Genomic DNA, 18,632 nt, shown 5'->3' with positions numbered 1-18,632 from the left:
GGGGCCCTTCAGGGGCGCGGGGCTGTGACATTTGCGGCTCCGCCGCGGGGCGCGACAAGCCCCCACCGGCCCGTACTCCGAAACGGACCCTGGGACCCCGCCCCGTCCGGCCAGGAAAAGGGTCAGGACTCGGTCCGGTACATGAGATCCGTCTCGTGCACGACGAACCCGAGCCGCTCGTACACGGCCACCGCGGCCAAGTTGTCGGCATCCACGTACAACATGGCATCAGGCACGCCCGAACCCGCCAGATGCCGGAGACCGACCGTGGTGAGGGCCTTCCCCAGGCCACCCCCCTGTGCGTCGGGCCGCACCCCGACGACGTACACCTCGCCGAGCCCTTCGGCCTCGTGGACCTTCGTCCAGTGGAACCCGACCAGTTCGTCGCCGCGGAAGGCGAGGAAGAACCCGGCCGGATCGAACCACGGCTCGGCCTTGCGCGCGTCTAGGTCCTGCTGCCCGAGCGACCCCTGCTCGGGATGGTGCGCGAAGGCGGCGGCGTTCGCGGCGAGCCAGGCCGCGTCGTCCTCGCCGGGCACGAACGTCCGCACCCGCACCCCGTCGGGAAACGCCGGCTCGGGCAGGTCGAGGCCGGTCAGGGGCCGCCGCATCTGGCGCAGTTCGCGAAAGAGGGCGAGACCGAGGACCTGGGCGAGATGACGGGCCGCCGAATGCCCGCCGTGGGCCCACACCCGCAGCCGCTTGCCGGACTCGGCGAGCAACGCGCTGCCCAGCGCCCGGCCGTGCCCGTGACCGCGGTGCGCCGGGTGGACGACCAGCTCGGCGGCGGGCGCCTCGACGGGGTCGGTGTCCTCCAGCTGCGCGTACCCGACGAGCCGGTCCTCGGAGCTCAGCAGCAGATGGCGGATTCCGTCCCGTGCGGCGCCGCGCAGATGCAGCCGGCCCTGCTCGGAGACGGCCTGCTGTCCGTCGGTCCGGGCGGCCTCCGCCAGGAGCGCCAGCACGGCCTCGGTCCGCTCCGGGCTCAGCGTGGTGAGGACGTCGATGGAGCGGGCCGTGGGAATGCCGCCCTGGCCGAGCGAGGCCGAGAGCTTGCGGGCAGCCGGTGCGGTGTCGTCGCTGGTCATGGGTACGAGGGTACGGCGTGTCCGGTTCATGGCGAAGTGGCCCGCAAGAGACATCAGGGGGAGTGCGGGGCCCGTGGGACGTCAGTGCGCGGCAGGTGCGCGAGCTGTCCGGTTCGTGGCGAAAAACCCCTCGTGGCAACCAGTCCGTAACCCCGAACCCCCTGTCGCGCTACGCGCGTTGACTCTAGGCTGCGCCGGGACGGGGCCCACATATCAGCCGACCCACAGGGGGGCACATGTCAGCCACACCTCAGCCGTACCGCCCAAGACGCCGCACCACCCGCCTCCTCGCGGGCGTCGCGGGCGTCGCCACCATCGGCGCGCTGGTCGCGGCGCTTCCGTCGTCGGCGTCCGCGTCCGCGGGCGAGTCGGCGAAGAAGCACGGACACCAGAGCCCGTCCCGCTACCAGGACGTCCAGCTGCTGTCCTTCAACGACCTGCACGGCAACCTGGAGCCGCCGTCCGGCTCCTCCGGCCGGGTCACCGAGATCCAGCCCGACGGCACCACCAGGACGATCGACTCGGGCGGTGTCGAGTACCTGGCGACGCATCTGCGCCAGGCCCGCCAGGGCAACAAGTACTCGGTCACCGCGGCGGGCGGTGACATGGTCGGCGCCTCGCCGCTGATCTCCGGGCTCTTCCACGACGAGCCCACCATCGAGGCGCTGAACAAGCTCGACCTCGATGTGACGAGCGTCGGCAACCACGAGTTCGACGAGGGCGCCAAGGAACTGGGCCGCCTGCAGAACGGCGGCTGCCACCCCACGGACGGCTGTTACGTGGCGGGCAGGAAGTTCAAGGGCGCCGACTTCCCGTATCTCGCGGCGAACGTCCTCGACGAGAAGACGAAGAAGCCGATCCTCAAGCCCTACTGGGTGTGGAAGAAGAACGGCGTCAAGGTCGGCTTCATCGGCGTCACGCTGGAGGACACCCCGGGTGTCGTCTCCGCCGAGGGTGTGAAGGGCCTCAAGTTCAAGGACGAGGTCGAGACGATCAACAAGTACGCCAAGGAGCTGGAGAAGCAGGGCGTCAAGTCGGTCGTCGCGCTGATCCACGAGGGCGGGCTCCCGGCCTCGGCGGCGTACAACTACGACTGCGACTCGCCCGGTGGCGGCGACGGCATATCCGGCCCCATCGTGGACATCGCGAAGAACGTCACGCCGAAGGTCGACGCGCTGGTCACCGGCCACACGCACGCCGCGTACGCGTGCACGATCGACGACCCGTCGGGCAAGCCCCGTACGGTCACCTCGGCGGCGTCCTTCGGGCGGCTCTACACCGACACGACGCTGACGTACGACCGCCGGACCGGGGACATCGCCCGGACCGCCGTCGCCTCCGCGAACCACGTGGTGACGCGTGACGTGGCCAAGGCCCCGGACATGACCGAGCTGATCACCAAGTGGAACACCCTCGCGGCGCCGATCGGCAACAAGCCCATCGGATACATCTCCGGTGACATCTCCAACGTCGGCACGGAGTCCCCGATCGGCGACCTGATCGCCGACGCGCAGCTCGCGTACGGCAAGGAGCTGGACCCCGAGACCGACCTCGCGCTGATGAACCCGGGCGGTATCCGGGCTCCCCTCACCTACGCGTCCAAGGGCACCGAGGGCGACGGCGTGGTGACCTACGCCGAGGGCTTCACCGTCCAGCCGTTCGCCAACACCGTGAACCTGCAGAGCTTCACCGGTGCCCAGGTCGTCCAGGTACTCAAGGAGCAGGTCAGCGGTACGAACGCGGCCTCGCCGAAGGTGCTGCAGATCTCGTCGGGTCTCACCTACACGCTCGACCTGACGAAGAGCGGCGCCGACCGGGTCGTCACCGACTCGATTCTGCTGAACGGCGCCGCGATCGATCCGGCCGCCACCTACCGCGTCGCGACGAACAGCTTCCTCGCGGGCGGCGGCGACGGCTTCACCACGCTGGGCCAGGGCACGAACGACCTGGTGGGCGACGACGACCTCGCGGCCCTGGAGACGTACCTGCTGGCCAACTCCTCGGCGTCGGACCCGATCGCGCCGCCCGCGGCGAACCGGATCACCGTCGTCCAGTAGCCCGGCCGTGAGATAGATCGCGAACCGCAGGCAGAAGTTGCGGGTGGGGTTGGTACGCATGGTCGAATCAGGCGATGCGTACCCCCCACCCCATAGCGGCGCATGCCCCTCCGAACCCGTACGAGGATCTCGCCGCCCTCGACGACGGACCCTTCGACAACGGACCCCTTGAGGACTTCCTCCACGACGAGGAGCCCGCGTCCGCCGAAGAACCGGAGGAGGAGGCGGAGGCGGAGTGGGCACCCCCCAACCACCGCAAGGACTCCGGCGGTCGACGCGGGGCCCGGACCGGCCGCCGCCGTCAGCGTCGAGGCCGTGGCCGAACTCCCCTCTCCGTACGACCCCTTGCCGCACTGCCCCTGGCCGCGAAGGCCGTCGTCGCGGTCCTCGTCCTCGCCGCCTTCCTTGCCCTCGGTGACCGCTGGGCGCTCCTGTACGCGGAGCGCACGGCGGCCGAGAAGGTCCGGGACCAGCTGGACCTGCGCGCGTCCCCCGAGGTCGAGATCGACGGCTTCCCCTTCGTCACCCAGGTCCTCGACCGGCGGCTCGACTCCGTCTCGGTCACCGTCCCGGACGTGGCGGCGGACCGGATCTCCCTGGCGAAGGTCTCGGCCACGGCCACCGGCATCCGGCTCGACGGCGGCCCGACCTCGCCGCGCGGCGCGCGGATCCCCTCGCTCGACGGCGAGGTGCTGCTGTCCTTCGACGACCTCAACCGTGAACTGGGCGCGTCACAGGTCACGTTCACCGGTCACGACGGCGACGAGGTGCGGGCGCGCGGCACGCTGCCCGTCGCCGGGCACGATCTGCGGCTGCGGGCCGACGCGCGGATCCGGCGGGACGGCGAGCGCGGCATCTCGACCGAGGTCGGCGGTATGCGCCTGGACATCGGCGACCTGGCCACCTTCCGGCCCGGCACCCGCAGGTCCGAGGGCCTGCACCTGACCCGCGCGTCCGCCGCCCGCCTCGCGAAGGAGAAGCGCAAGGCGAAGGAACTGCTGTCCGTGCCGGCGATCGCCGAGCGCTTCGGCGTGCCGGACAGCGCGGTGCGGGCGGCGCTGCGCGACGACAACGACTTCGCCGAGTTCACCGGCTCCCCGCGGTTCGTCCGCAAGCTCATGAAGGTCAACCTCATCGACCTCGCCGTGGACAACCCCGGGATCCTCAAGCGGCTCGGCTTCGACCCGGCCCTCCTCGACGGCCTCTCCCGCCTCACCAGGCCGGCCCTCGTCGACCGCCTCTCCATCGGCTTCCGGCTGCCGAAGCCGCCCCAGGGCGATCTGCGGCTGCGGGACGTGCGCGTCCACAAGGACGGGATCAGGGTGCGGGTGACGGGCACCGGACTCGCCGTCGGGGCACCGGCGGACACATAAGCCCCGGATGAGCGGCGTAATAAATTCTGTGTGAATAGGGAAGTGGTTCCCGCCTCCGTCTGAAAACCGTCTCAGGTGCAATTCATCGAGGTCTCAGCGGATTTGGCGATTTCCGTCCCCGTGCTCCCGTAGTGTTTTCCATGTCGAAGCCGAACAGGGCTTACGGCAAAGGGAACCACCGCAAGAGAGCAATCACAGAGAAAGAGGAATTCCCATGAGCTTCCACAAGGTCACCCCGGTCAAGAAGTCCCGCAAGCCCGCCCCGGCCGCCAAGAAGCAGGCCGCGAAGCACGCGCCGAAGCGTGCCGCCAAGCAGCAGCAGAACCGCCGCCCGGTCGGCAACAAGTAGGCGACGCCACGAGGCGGGGTCCCCGGATTCGATCCGGGGACCCCGCCTCGGCCATTTCCCGGACCCGGAAAATGGAAAAGAACCGGGCGGGACAGTACAGGGCAGGACCCAGGTACGGAAAGGGAATTGAGCGCCATGCGGGAAGTACGGGAGGCATTCGCACGTTTCTGGCCGCTGACGCGCGGCGACCGCGGACGGCTGTTGCTGATCATCGCTTTCGTGATCGTTTCCGCGCTCGCGGAGACGGCCTCCATCCTGCTCTTCGCGGAACTCACCGACCACGCGCTCAAGGCCGGTTCGCTCGCCGCGTTCTGGGGTCCGGCCGGTGCCTGGCTGGCGGTGGCCGTGCTCGGCGCGGTCGTCGGCTACCTCGGCAACTCCCTCGCCGTCGTCACGGCCGAGGGATTCGTGCTGCGGCTGCGCGCGGGCGTCTTCCGCCACGTCCAGGACCTGCCCCCGCACTTCTTCCAGAAATACCGCCGGGGCGACCTGGTGGAACGGCTCACCGGCGACGTCGAGGCCATCGAACAGATGGTGGTCTCGGGCGCGGTGGGAGCGGTCTCCGCCGTGTTCTCGGCGGTCTTCTATTCGGTCGCGGCCCTCTGGCTGCGCTGGGACCTCGCCCTGGTCACCTTCCTCCTCGCGCCCCTCTTCCTCGTCGCGGCCCGCCGCTTCGCCGGCCGCGTCAGGACGGCAGCCCAGGACGAGCGGACCGCCGACGGCGCGATCACCTCGGTCGTCGAGGAGTCCCTCGGCAACATCGTGCTCACCCAGGCGTACAACCGGCGCGGGGCGGAGGAGCAGCGGCTCGACCGCGAGGCGCGCGCCTGGCTGCGGGCCAGTGTGCGCGGAGCCCGCGCGAGCGAGATGTACGAGCAGTTCGTCGAGGTCGTCGAGACGCTCTGCGTGCTCACGGTGATCGGGCTCGGCGCCTGGGAGATCGCGCAGGGCCGCATGTCCCTGGGCCAGTTGCTCGCCTTCGCCGCCTTCCTCGGCTACCTCTACCCGCCGATCCGCGACCTCGGCCAACTGGGTCTGACCCTGACGGCCGCGACCGCCGGAGCGCGGCGCCTCCAGGAGATCCTGGACACCGAGCCCGCCGTCACCGACCCGGCCGAACCGGTCGGGGCGTGGCCCGTACAGGGCTGGGTCTCCTTCCACGACGCGTCCTTCCGCTACCCGGGCGCGGAGCGCGACTGCCTGCACGAGGTGACGTTCACCGCGCGGCCGGGCGAGTTCGTCCTGGTCACCGGGCCGAGCGGGGCCGGAAAGTCCACCCTCGCCAAGCTCCTGACCCGCTTCTACGACCCCTCGGCGGGCGTGATCCGCCTGGACGGCGTCCCGCTCGCGGACGTACCCCTTGAGTTCCTGCGCGAGAACGTCGCCCTGCTGCCCCAGGAGACCCTCGTCCTGCACGGCACGATCCGCGAGAACATCGCCTGCGGGCGGCCGGACGCGACGGACGAGGAGATCGAACGGGCCGCGCGCGAAGCTGACGCCCACGAGTTCGTCCGTGCGCTGCCCCACGGGTACGAGACGCTGATCACGCCCGGCACGGCCGTGCTGTCCGGCGGGCAGCTCCAGCGGGTGGCCATCGCCCGCGCGATGCTCCGGGCCGCCCCCGTCCTCGTACTCGACGAACCGACCACCGGGCTCGACGCGCTCGCCGCCCGCCGGGTCGTACAGCCGCTGCGGCGCCTGGTGTCCGGCCGTACGACCGTGATGATCACCCATGATCTGACGCTCGCGCCGGACGCCGACCGGATCCTCGTCGTGGACGGCGGACGTCTGGTGGAGCAGGGCACGCACGAGGAACTGCTCGCACGCGGAGGGACGTACGCGCGGCTCGCGGGCCCGCTCCCGACGGACGTGCAGGCGGCCGGGGACGCGGAGACGACCACGCGGCCGCTGCAGCCCAGCCCGTAGGCAGCGGGCCCGTGGGTCAGGAGGCGGTCGGCGTCCAGCCGGCCAGCCAGTCCGCGACCTCCTGGCCGGCGGCCTGGGCGTCGGTCAGCTGGGGACGGTCGGCACTCGCGGCGCCCGAGCCGGGGCCGGTGTTCCGGTACTCCGCGAAACGGTCGTCCTTCCAGGAGAAGCCGCCCATGTCCACCCACGGGGTGGACCGCACGGCGGCGCTGAGCGTGGACTCGCGGACGGTGGTCTGCGGGTCGAGGGTCGCGTCGCCGCCCGCGTGCCAGTTGCGGCCGAGGTGGAAGGTCCCGGCGGACACGTCGCCGTTCACGACCGAGCGGTTGATGAGGATGCCCTTGCGGTCGGCGGCCGTGCTGGGGGCCGTGATGTAACCGGCCGAGCTGCCGTCCCAGCGTTTCTTCAGGGTGATCACGGACTGGTCGATCACCGCGGTCGCGCGGCCGAAGATGAAGTCGACGTTGCCGACGACGTAGGAGTTGCGGACGTAGACGCGGCCGAGCTTCTCCTTGGCGGCGGTGTCCAGGAGCAGGGTGTCCTGGTCGCCCTCGACGATGACGCCGTCGAGGAAGACCTGGTCGGCGGCGGTGCGCAGGGCCACGGCCTGGTGACCGCTGAGGCCCTGGTTGGCGCCCTCGTCGAAGTCGTTGGCGAGCGTGAGGTTGCGGGCCTGGAAGTCGTCGGCCTCGACGGCGACGGTGGCACTGCCGCTGGTCCCGTACGTACCGCCGCCGGGCTTGGCCGTCCCGGCCGCGTTGTTGTGGACGATGACGGTGTCGCGGCGGCTGCCGCCGGTGCCCTGGACGGTCACGTGCGGCTTGTTGGACGGCACCTTGACGAGCTCGCGGTACGTGCCCGGCTTGACGGAGATCACCACGCGCGAGGCGTTGTTCGCGGGGACGGCGTTCACGGCGGCCTGGACGGTCGAGTACATGCCGCTGCCGTCCTTGGCGACGGTGAGGGTGGTGGCCGCGGCGGCGGCGGTCGTGGCACTCGCCGTGTTGGCGGTGGAGGCGACCAGGGCCAGCGGGACGCCGACGGCCACGGCGGTCCTGCGCACGCGGGGGCGGGCCTTGCTGCGGTTCACAGTCACGGGCGGCTTCCGTTCGTGTGGGGGTGGAGGGAGCCGGTCGGTTGCTGGTCGCCGCCTGTGCGCGAAAGGTTGCCGCGGCACGTGGGGGGCCGTTCAGAGGTTGCCGGTGCTGGATGCCGAGCTCTGGCATGTGCTCCCGTCATGCTTCCGTGCGCCCGCCCCCGGCGGCCGGTACGCCGGTACGCGGACACCTGTCGCCTCGTTCACCCCTGGGAGGACCGGGGCGGACGGGGGCGGGTCATGCGGGAGGCACGGTTGCGGCGGCGGTTCGGGCTGGGCATGGGCGCCGCGGCGCTGCTCGCGCTGGTCGTCGCGCTGGCGGGCGGCGGGGGTCCCGACCGGACGTCGATGTGGATCTCGGCGGTCTCGGCGCTCGTCTCGGTCGGCGCGTTCCTGACGGAGCTGCTGCGCGAGCAGACGGACACCGGCACCGCCTCCGACCGACGGCAGCGGGCGGCCGACGAACTCGCCGAGGCGGTGGAACGCCAGTGGCGGGAGGAGGCGCGGCTGCGAGGGCTGTACGACCCCGAGCCGCTGGACGTCCACTGGTCGCGCGTCGGCCCGCAGCTCGCCGGCCGGTCGCGGCCCGGGGCCGCGCTGCCCGAGCCGCGCGACGGTGACCAGGGGCTGGACCGGATCGTTGAGATGTTCATGGCGCTGCCGTCCCGCCGCCTGGTCGTCCTGGGCGAGCCCGGGGCGGGCAAGACCGTACTCGCCGTGCGGTTCGTGCTCAGGCTGCTCGCGGATCGGCAGCCCGGTGACCCGGTGCCGGTGCTGTTCCCGCTGGCTGGCTGGGACCCCAGGTCCATGCTGCTGCGCGACTGGCTGGCCGACCGGCTGGCCGCGGAGTACCGGCCGCTGGCCGCCGTCACGGGCGAGCGCACCATGGCCCGCGAACTGCTCGACGCCGGGCTCCTGTTGCCCGTGCTCGACGGGTTCGACGAGCTCCCCGGACCGGCGCACGAGCAGGTGCTGCGGTACATCAACCATGAACTCGACGACCGGCTGCCCGTCCTGCTCACCTGCCGTACGGAGGACTGGGCCCGGGCCGTGGACGCCGGCGCCGTGCTGACCGCCGCCGAAGTCGTACGGCTTCGACCGCTGGACTTCGCCACCGCGCGCGGCTATCTGGAGATCACCGCGCGACCGGACCCGCACGGCTCCACGCCCTGGACCCCGGTCCTGGCGGACCCGCCCCCGCTCCTCACGGAGGTCCTGACCTCACCGCTGATGGTGGCGCTGGCCCGCACGGTGTACCGGGACGCCTCCCGCGACCCGCTCGAACTGCGGGACACCGAACGCTTCCGCACCGCGGGACATGTCGAGGAGCACCTGCTGGCGGCCTGCGTCCCGGCGGCCTTCGGCGAGGCGGTCCGGGGCGGCGGCACCTGGAGTCCGGACGCGGCGCACCGTTGGCTCCGCCGGCTTGCCCGCGACCTCGGGACGACCGGCACGTGGCGGCTGGCCTGGTGGGAGTTCCCGGCGGCGATGCCCCGGGCGCTGCGCGTGCTCGGCCCCGCCGTACTGGCGCTGCTCGCCTCGGCGGCGCTGCTGGTACCGCTGGCCAAGTTGGGGCACGGGGTGGTCGCCGACTGGGACAGCGTGCCGTCGACCGTCCTCAACTACGCGGGCATCCTGCTGGGCCTGTGCTTCGGACTGGCCTGTCTGCTGCCCGCCACGGCGCAGAGTCCGCAGGGGCCACGGCAGTTGGGGCGGCTGGCCCTGAGGATGGCCGCCGCGGCCACAGTGGTGGCGGTGGGCATGGGGCTGTTCGTACCGCCTCTGGTGAGTTCCCGGCTCGGCGCGGTGCTCACGCAGAGACCGGCCTGGTTCCTGAACGGCTGCTGCTTCGGGCTGGTCCTGTCGATGATGTTCGGCGTCGCCGGTCTGCCCCGGCGCCCCCTCCCGATGGGTCTGCCGTGGGCGGGCAGCCCGAGCGGTCCGCGGACCGTGCGCGCGCTCGGCGCCGTCGTCCTCTTCGCCGGTCTCGCGGTCTACGGCTACTCGCGGCGGACGGCGGTGGTCCCCGCCCTCACCTGTCTCGGGGCCGGACTGCTGCTCCTCCTCGCCGGACTGCGGCGCGGGGAACGGACGGCGGCGCCGTACACCGGACCGGGTGCCGCACTGCGCGGCTTCGGCAGGGGCCTGCTCCGTGGCTTCGTGGCCTGCACGCTCATCGGGGTCTGTGTGGGGGCGCTGGTGGGCTGCGTGGCCGGTGCCTTCGCCGCGTACGAGATCCGGTCGGCGGAGCCGCGCGCGAGCGGTGAGGTGATCGAAGGCTGGCAACTCCATGAGAATCAGACGGCCGACGGCGAGCGCTCCGTCCGCTCGGTCCACTCGGTCGTCCCCGGGGAGTTCCTGCTGGTGGGCCGTACAGGGCTCGACGATCCGTTCGCCGTGAAAAGGGGCGCGCGGGTCTCGCGGGACGAGGAGCTCGGGACGTTCACGGGGACGCTGCGGATCTACGAGGAGCGGGGCGGCGGCTGGGTGACCGACTGGCCCGGCGGCCCTCACGGCTGGAAGGACAAATCCGTCGACGCCCACAACCTGGTGCTCGCCCTGCCGCACGAGGCCGAGGTCTGGCTCGTACACCGTCCGGCCGGAGTCGTCGTCCTGGACGCGGTGGGCCCTTTCGTGGCGTTCGGCGTCCTGATCGGTGCCATCGGGGGCTGTGCCTCCGGCGTCTACCGGGCCCTGAACACCCCGTCCGACACCATGCGTGCGGCGGGCCCGCGCAGCACCCTGCGCACCGACCGGGACGCCACGCTCGCCAGGAGCGCGATCGCCGCGCTCCTCACGGGCGGGGTCTGCCTGCTGCTGATCTCGGCGATGCCACCCGGCGGCACGCTGGGCACCATGCACACCGAGGTGTGGGTCCAGGTCGGCACGTCCTCGCTCGCGCTGAGCGCCTGGGGCCGGCTGGGCCCGGCGAGGATCTGGCTGGCCCTGACCGGCCGGGCGCCGTGGCGGCTCATGGCGTTCCTGGAGGAGGCCCACCGTCGCGGGGTACTGCGCCGGTCGGGGGCACATTACGAGTTCTGCCATCTGCGGTTGCAGCAGAGCTTGGCGGCGGCGGAGGAGCCTGGGACGATCACCGGCCACGGCGGAGGCACCCCGCCCGCCGTCCTGCCCTCCGGCCCCACCTCCGGCCCCGTCACCCCCGCCTCTGCGGCCGTCGCGCCCGGGGAGGCGGGCCCGTGAGGCGGCCGAAACCAAGAGGATGTTCCCGCGAGGACCTGTGCGCCGGAGTCCAGTTGGGCCGCCTCCAGATCGTCCGCGAGCCGGGACAGCCTGCTGGCGGAGCTGTCGGTACTCAGGTAGCAGGGCTTGCCCTCCGGGGTCGTCCACGGGAGCAGCCGGAGCGGGGCGGTCATGCGTGCGCCGCGCTGAGTCGGCACCGGCACCTGCGGGAGAAGACTGGCAAGTCATTGGGGCAGCTGGCCCAGGCGACGGCGTACGACAAGAGCTATCTGAGCCGCTTGGAAGCGGGGAAGCGGCTGTCCAAGATGGCGGTCATGGAGGACCTGGACCGCTTCTACGGGTCTGGTGACCTGCTGGTTCAGCTCTGGAAGGTGGCACGGCACGACGCGTTCAAAGACAGGTACAAGGAGTTCATGAAGCTGGAGGCGACGGCTCGGGTCATGCACCTGTTCACGCCCGGTGTGCCCGGACTGGGGCGTTCTGGAGGACCACAGGTCATGAAGAACACCCCCGACCTCAGCACCGCTGCGTGGCGCAAGTCGAGCTACAGCGACGGGGGAGCCGACAACCGCGTCGAGGTGGCCGACGGTTACCTCGGCCTCGGCCTCGTCCCCGTCCGGGACAGCAAGGTCCCGGACGGTCCGGCGGTCGTGTTCGGCGCCGCTTCGTGGGCATCGTTCGTGAGCAAGGTGAGGGAGTCGGAGTGACTCCCGACCTCAGCCCGGTTGCCTGACGCGAGTCTCCAGGCCGGTCACGCCGCCAGGCGGGTGCCGCGGCGCCAGACGGCACGCGTGTTGAGGGTGTCGCCGATGGTGCTGACGGGGTCGCCGTCGACCAGCAGGAGGTCGGCCCGGAGGCCCTCGGCGATACGGCCCCGGTCGCCGAGGCGGAAGCGGCGGGCCGTGGTCGCCGTGGCCGCGCGCAGGGCCCGTGCGGGGGTGAGGCCGGCCGCCACCAGGTACTGCAGTTCGTGGTGGAGGCTCGCTCCGTGCGCCAGGCCGCCGAAGAACGTCTCGGGCATGGAGACGTCGGTGCCGGCCAGCACGTCGACACCGGCGGCGTCCAGCGCGCGCACGGTGTCGTACACGTCGTGGAGCTTGCCCTGCGGGTAGCGGTTGTAGCTGGAGCGCAGGGTCCGGTCCCAGTCGCCGTCGAGACGCGTGGCGACCCGGGGGTCGTCGGCGAGTTCGCCGCCGGTGATTCCCATCATCGAGGCGTTGAGGGTGATGCACGGGATGACGAACATGCCCGCGTCCTTGATCAGGTCGATGATCTCGGCGGTGTGCGGCTGGTCCATGAACACGTGGGTGACGCCGTCGACGCCGGCTTCGGCGGCCATCCTGGTGGCCTCCAAGGTCAGCGCGTGGGCCACGGTGAGGGCGCCGTACTTCTTCGCTTCGGCCACGCCGGCGTTCACGGTGGCCCGGTCGAGCGCGGGCAGCCCGGGGTGCCCCTCCACGCTGCCGTCGTCGATCATGAACTTGATGAAGTCGGAGCCCCGGGCGAGGAGCTGCGGCACGAAAGCGGCCGCTTCCTCGGGCGTGGTGGAGAACGGCATCAGGGGCATCACCGGGGGAAGGTCCCACTTGGGCCGGAAGCCTTCCGGCATCAGCTCGCTCGGGTGGCCCCCGGGCGGCGTGATGGCGAAGCCGGAGGAGCGCACGTCGGCCTGCGTGTCGTCGGCGGTGACGGATGCCCGGTTCTCCCGGGTGTTCATCCCCTGCATCTCCAGTTCGGTCGTCACCCCGAACCGCAGGGCCAGCGCCAGGGAGCCCGGGGCGGAGTGGACGTGGGCGTCGATGAGTCCCGGCAGCAGTGTGGCGCCGCCGCCGTCGACGATCTCGCTGCCCTCGGGAGCTTCGCCACCGATGCGGTCGATCCTCCCGCCGTCGATGACCACGGTCTGTATGCCGACCGCCTTCTCCCCGTCGAAGATCTGCGCGCCTGTGATCGCGGTGAGCGCCATGGTGATCCGCCTCGTGTCCTCGCTCGTTCAAGATTTACATACCTGATGCTATGCACTTACCTGATGGTATGCAAATGTGCGGGCCGGGCCTAGACTCAGTCGCATGAGTAGCGCGCCCCTCCCCGAGCAGCCCTCCGACGACCTGGCGTTGGACCAGATCGGGCCGGCGCTGTCCCGTATGCGGCGACGCGCACCGGCGTCGAACAAGGACCTCTCCCGCAACCTCGTCCTCAACGTGATCGCCGATGCGCCGGGCGAGGCGACCGTCGGTGGCCTCGCCGCGGAGATGGGCGTCGCCCAGCCGGTGGCCAGCCGGACCGTCGCCGCCTTCATAGAGGATGGGCTGCTGCGCCGGGCGGTGTCCCAGTCCGACGGACGCCGCACCGTGCTCGAACTCACCGAGCACGGCGAGGCCGAACGCAGCCGTTTCGCGGCTGAACAGCGCAAAGCGTTCCAGGAGATCACCGCCGACTGGTCGCCGCAGGAGCGGATCCAGTTCGCCCGCCTCCTTGCCCGATACGGAGCTGACGCCACCGCCTGGTCCAGGAAACAGGCCGCGAGCCGCGACTGAACGAGGACAGCACGAGTGGCGCCCCTCGCCGAATCATGGAGCGCGGGGTGCGGTGAGCCGAATCCGTTCGGGAGTGCCAGAGTGGGAGCCCCCGTCCAGCCACTCCGGAGACTGAACCGTTCCTATGCGCCTGCTGCTGATTCGTCATGGTCAGACCCCTTCCAACGTCAAGCACCTGCTGGACACCGCGGAACCGGGACCGGGGCTGACCCCGCTGGGGCAGCAGCAGGCGGCCGCCCTCCCGGAAGCGCTGGCCGGTGAGGAGATCGGCGCTCTCTACGCGTCCACCCTGCTGCGCACCCAGCTCACCGCCGCCCCGCTGGCGGCCCGGACCGGCCTGGAGGTCCGCGTGCGGGACGGCATCCGGGAGCTGTCCGCCGGTGACCTGGAGATGCGGGGCGACGCCCAGGCCGTCGAGACGTACATGCGGACCGTTTTCGCCTGGTCCGCCGGAGACGTCGAACTGCGCATGCCCGGCGGGGAGAACGGCGTGGAGGCCCTGCGACGGCTCGACGCCGTGATCGAGGAGGCCGCGGGCAGCGGTGTGCCGACGGTGGCGATGGTCAGTCACGGCGCCGCCATCCGGATGTGGACGGCGGCCCGGGCCGGGAACGTCGACGTGGAGTTCGCCGCCGCCCACGCGCTGGAGAACACCGGTGTGGTCGTCCTCGACGGCGCCCCCGCCGACGGATGGCACGTCCGGACCTGGGAAGGCCGGTCGCTGGGCCCCGGGAGCGGCCTCCCCGAAGCGAGCGGGCCCACGGGGGAGCCCGTGGACGGCGGCATCGACGGCTGACCCGGTCGTGACGGGGTCGCTCCCGAGCCGGTGTGACGCACCTCACGGGAAGGCGACCCCCGGTTCCGCACAGCTCACAGAGGTGACCACTCATATGCGAACCCGGGTACGGGCCGGGGATCCGAGCGCCTTCGCCGAGCTTTTCGACACGTACGCCCGCGCGGTCTACAACCACGCGTTCAGGCTGACCGCGGACTGGTCGACGGCCGAGGACGTGATGGCCTCGACCTTCATGGAGGCCTGGCGGCTGCGGGACAGAGTCGACCCGGAGGGCGGTTCCCTGCGGCCCTGGCTGCTGGGCATCGCCACCAACACCGCGCGCAACCAGTTCCGCAGCAACCGGCGTTACCGCCGGGCCGCGGGCGCCGCGGCGGCGGCCGAGACGGCCGTGCCCGATCACGCCGACGAGGTCGCCGGCCGGCTCGACGACCGCCGGCGGCTCGCCACGGCCCTGACCGCGCTCGCCACCCTGCGCCGGCCGGAGCGTGAGGTCATCACGCTCTGCCTGGGCGAGGGCCTGGACTACGAGGCCGCGGCGGAGGCGCTCGGTATCCCCGTCGGCACGGTCGCCTCCCGGCTCTCCCGGGCCCGCAAGAAGCTGCGTACGGTCGCCGAGGCTCAACTCTCCTTGCCCAAAGGGGAGTTGAGACACCCCGTGCTTGCGGTCGCGGGCGAGAAAGTTCGCGGAAATCGGGAAGGACCCCGCCCCGCCCGACAGACAAGAGGCGATCACGCAAAAGCGATCCGGCCCGCACAGGAGGGAAACCGATGAACGCGAACACGCCCCGGCAGGACTCTGCCGATGGGACCGAGTGGGAGCAGGAAGCACAGCTCCTCACCCGGACGGCACGCGACCTGCCGTCGGGCCGTCACCAGTTCCACAAGGAGCGTCTGATGGCCCAGATCCACGAGCAGGTCCAGCGGGAAGAGCGCACGGCGGCCCCGGCCGCACCGGCGAAGGCGCGGCGGTTCCGGCTGCCGCGTCCCGCGATCACCCTGCCCGCGATGGCGTTCGGCCTGTCCGCGGCGATCGTCGCCGGAGTCGTGACCTTCGGCGACCATGAAGGCGTACAGGAGAGCGGAGTCGCCACCGGGCCCGCCCTGACCACCGACGTCGGTACCGCGAGCACGAAGGGCGTGCCCCAGCTGCTCGACCAGATCTCCCTGGCGGCGGCCGAGGGCGACCACCCGACCGTGAAGGCCGGCCAGTACATCTACATCGAGTCCATGGTGGCCGACACCCACGTGAAGACCGTCGACGACAAGAGCAGCCTGGTCAGCGAGGAACTGCACCGCCGTCAGATCTGGAACTCCCCGGACGGCGTCAAGGGCTGGCTGATCGACCCCGCCGTCAACGAGAGCCCGGAGGGCGAGACCCTGACCCTGCCCGACGAGCAGGGCAACACCCCGAAGGCGCACCTGGGCAGCCCGTCGTTCGACTACCTGACCAAGCTGACCACCGACCCCGACGCACTGCTGGCCAAGATCTACAAGGAGACCAAGGGCCAGGGGAACACCCCCGACCAGCAGGCCTTCACCACCATCGGTGACCTGCTCTCCGAGAGCTACCCGCCGGCGGAGCTCTACCCGGCGCTGTTCGAGGCCGCCGCGAAGATCCCGGGAGTCGTCGTCGTCGACGACGCGGTGGACGCGGCCGGCCGGCACGGGGTGGCGGTGGCCCGGCTGGACGAGACCAGCGGGCAGCGCGAGGAGTGGATCTTCGACAAGAAGACCCATGTCTACCTCGGTGCGCGCAACGTCCAGGTGAAGCAGCTCAAGGAAGAGGGTGTCGTGGTCAAGCCCGGCACGGTGAACTTCACCATGGCCATCAAGAACCGCGCCGTGGTCGACGGCATGAAGGAGACCCCTTCGGCCCCGGCACAGGCGGGCTGAGCCCCGGTCGGTCCCGGTCAGTCCCGGTCCAGCGTGGGCGGCGGGGTCGGGGCGCCGGGCAGCCGGATCGCCGCGACCGTGCCGCCGCCCGCGGCCGGGCTCAACGCCACCTCGCCGCCCGCCTGCTGGACCGAGCGGGCCACGATGGACAGGCCGAGGCCCGAGCCGGGCAGCGCACGGGCGCTCGGGGAGCGCCAGAACCGGTCGAAGACGTGCGGGAGTTCGTCGGCGGGGATGCCCGGACCGTGGTCCCGTACCTTCAGTTCGCCGTCCTTGAGGGCGACGTCGATCGTGCCGCCCTCGGGGCTGAACTTCACCGCGTTGTCGAGGATGTTCACGATGGCCCGCTCCAGGGCGGTGGGCTCCGCCCGGACGAACCAGGGGTGCACGTCCGCCGTGATCGTCAGCTCCGGGCCGCGCAGCCGGGCCCGGCGCAGGGCCGACTCCACGGTGTCCTGCAACGCCACCACCTGCACGCGGTCGGCCGGGGTGCCCGCGTCCGACCGCGACAGCGTCTGCAGGTCGCCGATCAGCGCGGCCAGTTCGGTCATCTGCGCCTTCACCGAGGCCAGCAGCGCCTTGCGGTCCGCCGGGGGGATGGGGCGGCCCGTCTCCTCGCTGCGGGTGAGCAGCTCGATGTTCGTACGGAGGGAGGTGAGGGGGGTGCGCAGCTCGTGACCGGCGTCGGCGATCAACTGCTGCTGCAGCTCACGGGAGTTGGCGAGCGAGGCGGTCATCGAGTTGAAGGACCGGGAGAGCCGGGCGATCTCGTCCTCGCTCTCCTCCTCGACGGGGATGCGGACGGAGAGGTCCTCGGTACGGGCCACGTGCTCGACGGCTTCGGTGAGCTTGTCGACGGGGCGCAGGCCGGTACGCGCGACGCCGAGCCCCGCGAATCCGGCGCCGACCACGCCGATGCCGGAGACGATGAGGAGGAGCAGAGCCAGTTCATTGAGGGTGGATTCGGTGCTCTTGAGCGGGAAGGCGATGAGCAGTGCGGCGTCCTGGGCCAGGGACTGGCCGCCGGGCCCGTCGGTGACGAGCGGAATGGTCAGCACCCGTACGGCATGGCCGTTGCTGTCGGTCCCGTTGCGCATCTCGCCGGCACCGATCTTCGGATCCTTGGCCAGGTCCGTGTCGCCGCTGGTGACCTCGACCGTGCCCGCGGAGCCGTCGAACGCGCACACGGTGCCGTCCGTCTGGACCACTTGTGAGTAGTACTCGGACCGGCCACGGAAGCCGGTGGTGTCCGTCGGGTCCTGGCCGCAGTTGCTGAGGGCGTCCCGGGCCAGGGAGATCGGAACCGGAGCCTTCTGCGACTCCAGGTCACTGTCGATCTCGTCGTACAGCTTCCCCTGCACGATGAACCAGCACGTCACCGACACCGCCGCCACCGCGAACGCCACCGCCGACGCCACCAGGAGCGACAGCCGGGCCCGGATCGGCAGGGAGGTGAATCGGCGGACGACCCTCTTCACTCCGCCCCGCCCGACCGCAGGACGTACCCCACGCCCCGCACCGTGTGGACGAGGCGCGGCTCGCCGCCAGCCTCCGTCTTGCGGCGCAGATACATCACGTACACATCCAGGGAGTTGGAGCTCGGCTCGAAGTCGAAGCCCCAGACCGCCTTCAGGATCTGCTCCCGGGTGAGGACCTGGCGCGGATGGGCCAGGAACATCTCCAGCAGGGTGAACTCGGTGCGCGTCAGCTCGACGGGCCGCCCGGCCCGCGTGACCTCCCGGGTCGCGAGGTCCATGCGCAGGTCGCCGAAGGTCAGCGCGTCGTCCGCCGGGGCGCCGACCGCGGCGGCCGCGTACGAACTGCGTCGCAGCAGGGCCCGTACGCGGGCGAACAGCTCGTCCAGTTCGAACGGCTTGACCAGGTAGTCGTCGGCGCCCGCGTCGAGTCCGGTGACCCGGTCGCCGACCGTGTCGCGGGCGGTGAGCATGAGGATCGGCGTCGTCGTGCCCGCGCCGCGCATCCGGCGGGCGGCGGTCAGGCCGTCCATCCGCGGCATCTGGATGTCGAGGACGACCAGGTCGGGCTGGTACGCGACGGACTTCTCCAGCGCGTCCGCGCCGTCGACCGCCACCTCGGTGTCGTATCCCTCGAAGGCCAGACTGCGCTGGAGTGCTTCGCGCACGGCCGGCTCGTCGTCGACGATCAGGATGCGCTGGGGTTCACGGTCGCCTTCGGCGGGACTCATCGCGGTCAGTTCCTCGGGTGCGGTGGGACGTGGTCGGGGCGCTTTCAGCCTCGCACGTTTCAGTGCTGTTCTCGTAGAGCCGCCGGGCCCGGGAAGCCGGGAGGGGCCCG

At 71.5% G+C, this 18,632-nt stretch carries 14 protein-coding genes and 2 pseudogenes; 11 read left to right on the top strand and 5 right to left on the bottom strand.

Translation table 11 applies throughout. The annotated features are described in order from the left end of the window. Window positions 1–122: 122 nt before the first annotated feature. On the bottom strand, window positions 123–1,088 hold the full coding sequence (gene mshD / locus OHS59_RS21480) for a mycothiol synthase (RefSeq protein ID WP_328495044.1): 966 nt from the start codon (window positions 1,086–1,088) through the stop codon (window positions 123–125). Between the two features lie 236 nt (window positions 1,089–1,324). Between mshD and OHS59_RS21475 the strand changes: the two genes are divergently transcribed. The 4 genes from OHS59_RS21475 (at window position 1,325) to OHS59_RS21460 (ending at window position 6,793) form a co-directional block, all read left to right on the top strand. Further along, complete coding sequence (locus OHS59_RS21475) at window positions 1,325–3,145, top strand: bifunctional metallophosphatase/5'-nucleotidase (protein WP_328495043.1); 1,821 nt, start codon at window positions 1,325–1,327, stop codon at window positions 3,143–3,145. 74 nt (window positions 3,146–3,219) lie between these two features. After that, window positions 3,220–4,518, top strand: coding sequence for an LmeA family phospholipid-binding protein (locus OHS59_RS21470; protein ID WP_328495042.1), 1,299 nt, complete (start codon window positions 3,220–3,222; stop codon window positions 4,516–4,518). A 214-nt stretch (window positions 4,519–4,732) separates the two neighbouring features. Further along, window positions 4,733–4,867: a hypothetical protein gene (locus OHS59_RS21465; RefSeq protein WP_328495041.1), complete on the top strand. Its 135-nt coding sequence runs from the start codon at window positions 4,733–4,735 to the stop codon at window positions 4,865–4,867. A gap of 135 nt (window positions 4,868–5,002) precedes the next feature. Continuing rightward, window positions 5,003–6,793: an ABC transporter ATP-binding protein gene (locus OHS59_RS21460; protein WP_328495040.1), complete on the top strand. Its 1,791-nt coding sequence runs from the start codon at window positions 5,003–5,005 to the stop codon at window positions 6,791–6,793. 16 nt (window positions 6,794–6,809) lie between these two features. Here the strand turns inward: OHS59_RS21460 and OHS59_RS21455 are convergent. Beyond that, window positions 6,810–7,790 (bottom strand): annotated as a pseudogene (locus OHS59_RS21455) (pectinesterase family protein); the annotation flags it as partial. A gap of 339 nt (window positions 7,791–8,129) precedes the next feature. Here OHS59_RS21455 and OHS59_RS21450 point away from each other — a divergent pair. From OHS59_RS21450 to OHS59_RS21440, 3 genes and pseudogenes are all read left to right on the top strand, one after another. Then, entirely contained in the window at window positions 8,130–11,090 is a 2,961-nt protein-coding gene (locus tag OHS59_RS21450; RefSeq protein WP_328495039.1) for an NACHT domain-containing protein, read from the top strand. A 185-nt stretch (window positions 11,091–11,275) separates the two neighbouring features. Further along, window positions 11,276–11,563 (top strand): annotated as a pseudogene (locus OHS59_RS21445) (helix-turn-helix domain-containing protein); the annotation flags it as partial. Between the two features lie 24 nt (window positions 11,564–11,587). Then, on the top strand, window positions 11,588–11,797 hold the full coding sequence (locus OHS59_RS21440) for a DUF397 domain-containing protein (protein ID WP_328499297.1): 210 nt from the start codon (window positions 11,588–11,590) through the stop codon (window positions 11,795–11,797). A gap of 44 nt (window positions 11,798–11,841) precedes the next feature. Here OHS59_RS21440 and OHS59_RS21435 read toward each other — a convergent pair whose 3' ends face one another. Then, on the bottom strand, window positions 11,842–13,056 hold the full coding sequence (locus OHS59_RS21435) for an amidohydrolase family protein (RefSeq protein WP_328495038.1): 1,215 nt from the start codon (window positions 13,054–13,056) through the stop codon (window positions 11,842–11,844). Window positions 13,057–13,159: 103 nt separating this feature from the next. Between OHS59_RS21435 and OHS59_RS21430 the strand changes: the two genes are divergently transcribed. From OHS59_RS21430 to OHS59_RS21415, 4 genes are all read left to right on the top strand, one after another. Further along, complete coding sequence (locus OHS59_RS21430) at window positions 13,160–13,627, top strand: MarR family winged helix-turn-helix transcriptional regulator (protein ID WP_328495037.1); 468 nt, start codon at window positions 13,160–13,162, stop codon at window positions 13,625–13,627. A 124-nt stretch (window positions 13,628–13,751) separates the two neighbouring features. Next, the gene (locus OHS59_RS21425) at window positions 13,752–14,423 is read left to right on the top strand and encodes a histidine phosphatase family protein (RefSeq protein ID WP_328495036.1); all 672 of its coding nucleotides are present in this window, start codon (window positions 13,752–13,754) and stop codon (window positions 14,421–14,423) included. A 94-nt stretch (window positions 14,424–14,517) separates the two neighbouring features. Then, complete coding sequence (locus OHS59_RS21420) at window positions 14,518–15,195, top strand: RNA polymerase sigma factor (protein WP_328495035.1); 678 nt, start codon at window positions 14,518–14,520, stop codon at window positions 15,193–15,195. Continuing rightward, window positions 15,192–16,316, top strand: a complete 1,125-nt coding sequence (locus OHS59_RS21415; RefSeq protein WP_328495034.1) for a CU044_5270 family protein — start codon at window positions 15,192–15,194, stop codon at window positions 16,314–16,316. Before OHS59_RS21420 ends, OHS59_RS21415 begins: the two co-directional genes overlap by 4 nt. Window positions 16,317–16,333: 17 nt before the next feature. On the opposite strand, the gene OHS59_RS21410 is transcribed toward OHS59_RS21415, so the two are convergent. Further along, window positions 16,334–17,794, bottom strand: coding sequence for a sensor histidine kinase (locus tag OHS59_RS21410; RefSeq protein ID WP_328495033.1), 1,461 nt, complete (start codon window positions 17,792–17,794; stop codon window positions 16,334–16,336). Further along, window positions 17,791–18,522, bottom strand: a complete 732-nt coding sequence (locus OHS59_RS21405) for a response regulator transcription factor (protein WP_328495032.1) — start codon at window positions 18,520–18,522, stop codon at window positions 17,791–17,793. Before OHS59_RS21405 ends, OHS59_RS21410 begins: the two co-directional genes overlap by 4 nt. Window positions 18,523–18,632 lie beyond the last annotated feature (110 nt).

The sequence above is a fragment of the Streptomyces sp. NBC_00414 genome, from assembly GCF_036038375.1.
GTDB lineage: Bacteria > Actinomycetota > Actinomycetes > Streptomycetales > Streptomycetaceae > Streptomyces.
This window is presented reverse-complemented; position numbering and strand designations above follow the sequence as displayed.

What these genes read in the sequence shown, in the direction of transcription:
- mshD (WP_328495044.1), bottom strand. Translation starts at nt 1,088, where the DNA reads ATGACCAGCGACGACACCGCACCGGCTGCCCGCAAGCTCTCGGCCTCG.
- OHS59_RS21475 (WP_328495043.1), top strand. Translation starts at nt 1,325, where the DNA reads ATGTCAGCCACACCTCAGCCGTACCGCCCAAGACGCCGCACCACCCGC.
- OHS59_RS21470 (WP_328495042.1), top strand. Translation starts at nt 3,220, where the DNA reads ATGCGTACCCCCCACCCCATAGCGGCGCATGCCCCTCCGAACCCGTAC.
- OHS59_RS21465 (WP_328495041.1), top strand. Translation starts at nt 4,733, where the DNA reads ATGAGCTTCCACAAGGTCACCCCGGTCAAGAAGTCCCGCAAGCCCGCC.
- OHS59_RS21460 (WP_328495040.1), top strand. Translation starts at nt 5,003, where the DNA reads ATGCGGGAAGTACGGGAGGCATTCGCACGTTTCTGGCCGCTGACGCGC.
- OHS59_RS21450 (WP_328495039.1), top strand. Translation starts at nt 8,130, where the DNA reads ATGCGGGAGGCACGGTTGCGGCGGCGGTTCGGGCTGGGCATGGGCGCC.
- OHS59_RS21440 (WP_328499297.1), top strand. Translation starts at nt 11,588, where the DNA reads ATGAAGAACACCCCCGACCTCAGCACCGCTGCGTGGCGCAAGTCGAGC.
- OHS59_RS21435 (WP_328495038.1), bottom strand. Translation starts at nt 13,056, where the DNA reads ATGGCGCTCACCGCGATCACAGGCGCGCAGATCTTCGACGGGGAGAAG.
- OHS59_RS21430 (WP_328495037.1), top strand. Translation starts at nt 13,160, where the DNA reads ATGAGTAGCGCGCCCCTCCCCGAGCAGCCCTCCGACGACCTGGCGTTG.
- OHS59_RS21425 (WP_328495036.1), top strand. Translation starts at nt 13,752, where the DNA reads ATGCGCCTGCTGCTGATTCGTCATGGTCAGACCCCTTCCAACGTCAAG.
- OHS59_RS21420 (WP_328495035.1), top strand. Translation starts at nt 14,518, where the DNA reads ATGCGAACCCGGGTACGGGCCGGGGATCCGAGCGCCTTCGCCGAGCTT.
- OHS59_RS21415 (WP_328495034.1), top strand. Translation starts at nt 15,192, where the DNA reads ATGAACGCGAACACGCCCCGGCAGGACTCTGCCGATGGGACCGAGTGG.
- OHS59_RS21405 (WP_328495032.1), bottom strand. Translation starts at nt 18,522, where the DNA reads ATGAGTCCCGCCGAAGGCGACCGTGAACCCCAGCGCATCCTGATCGTC.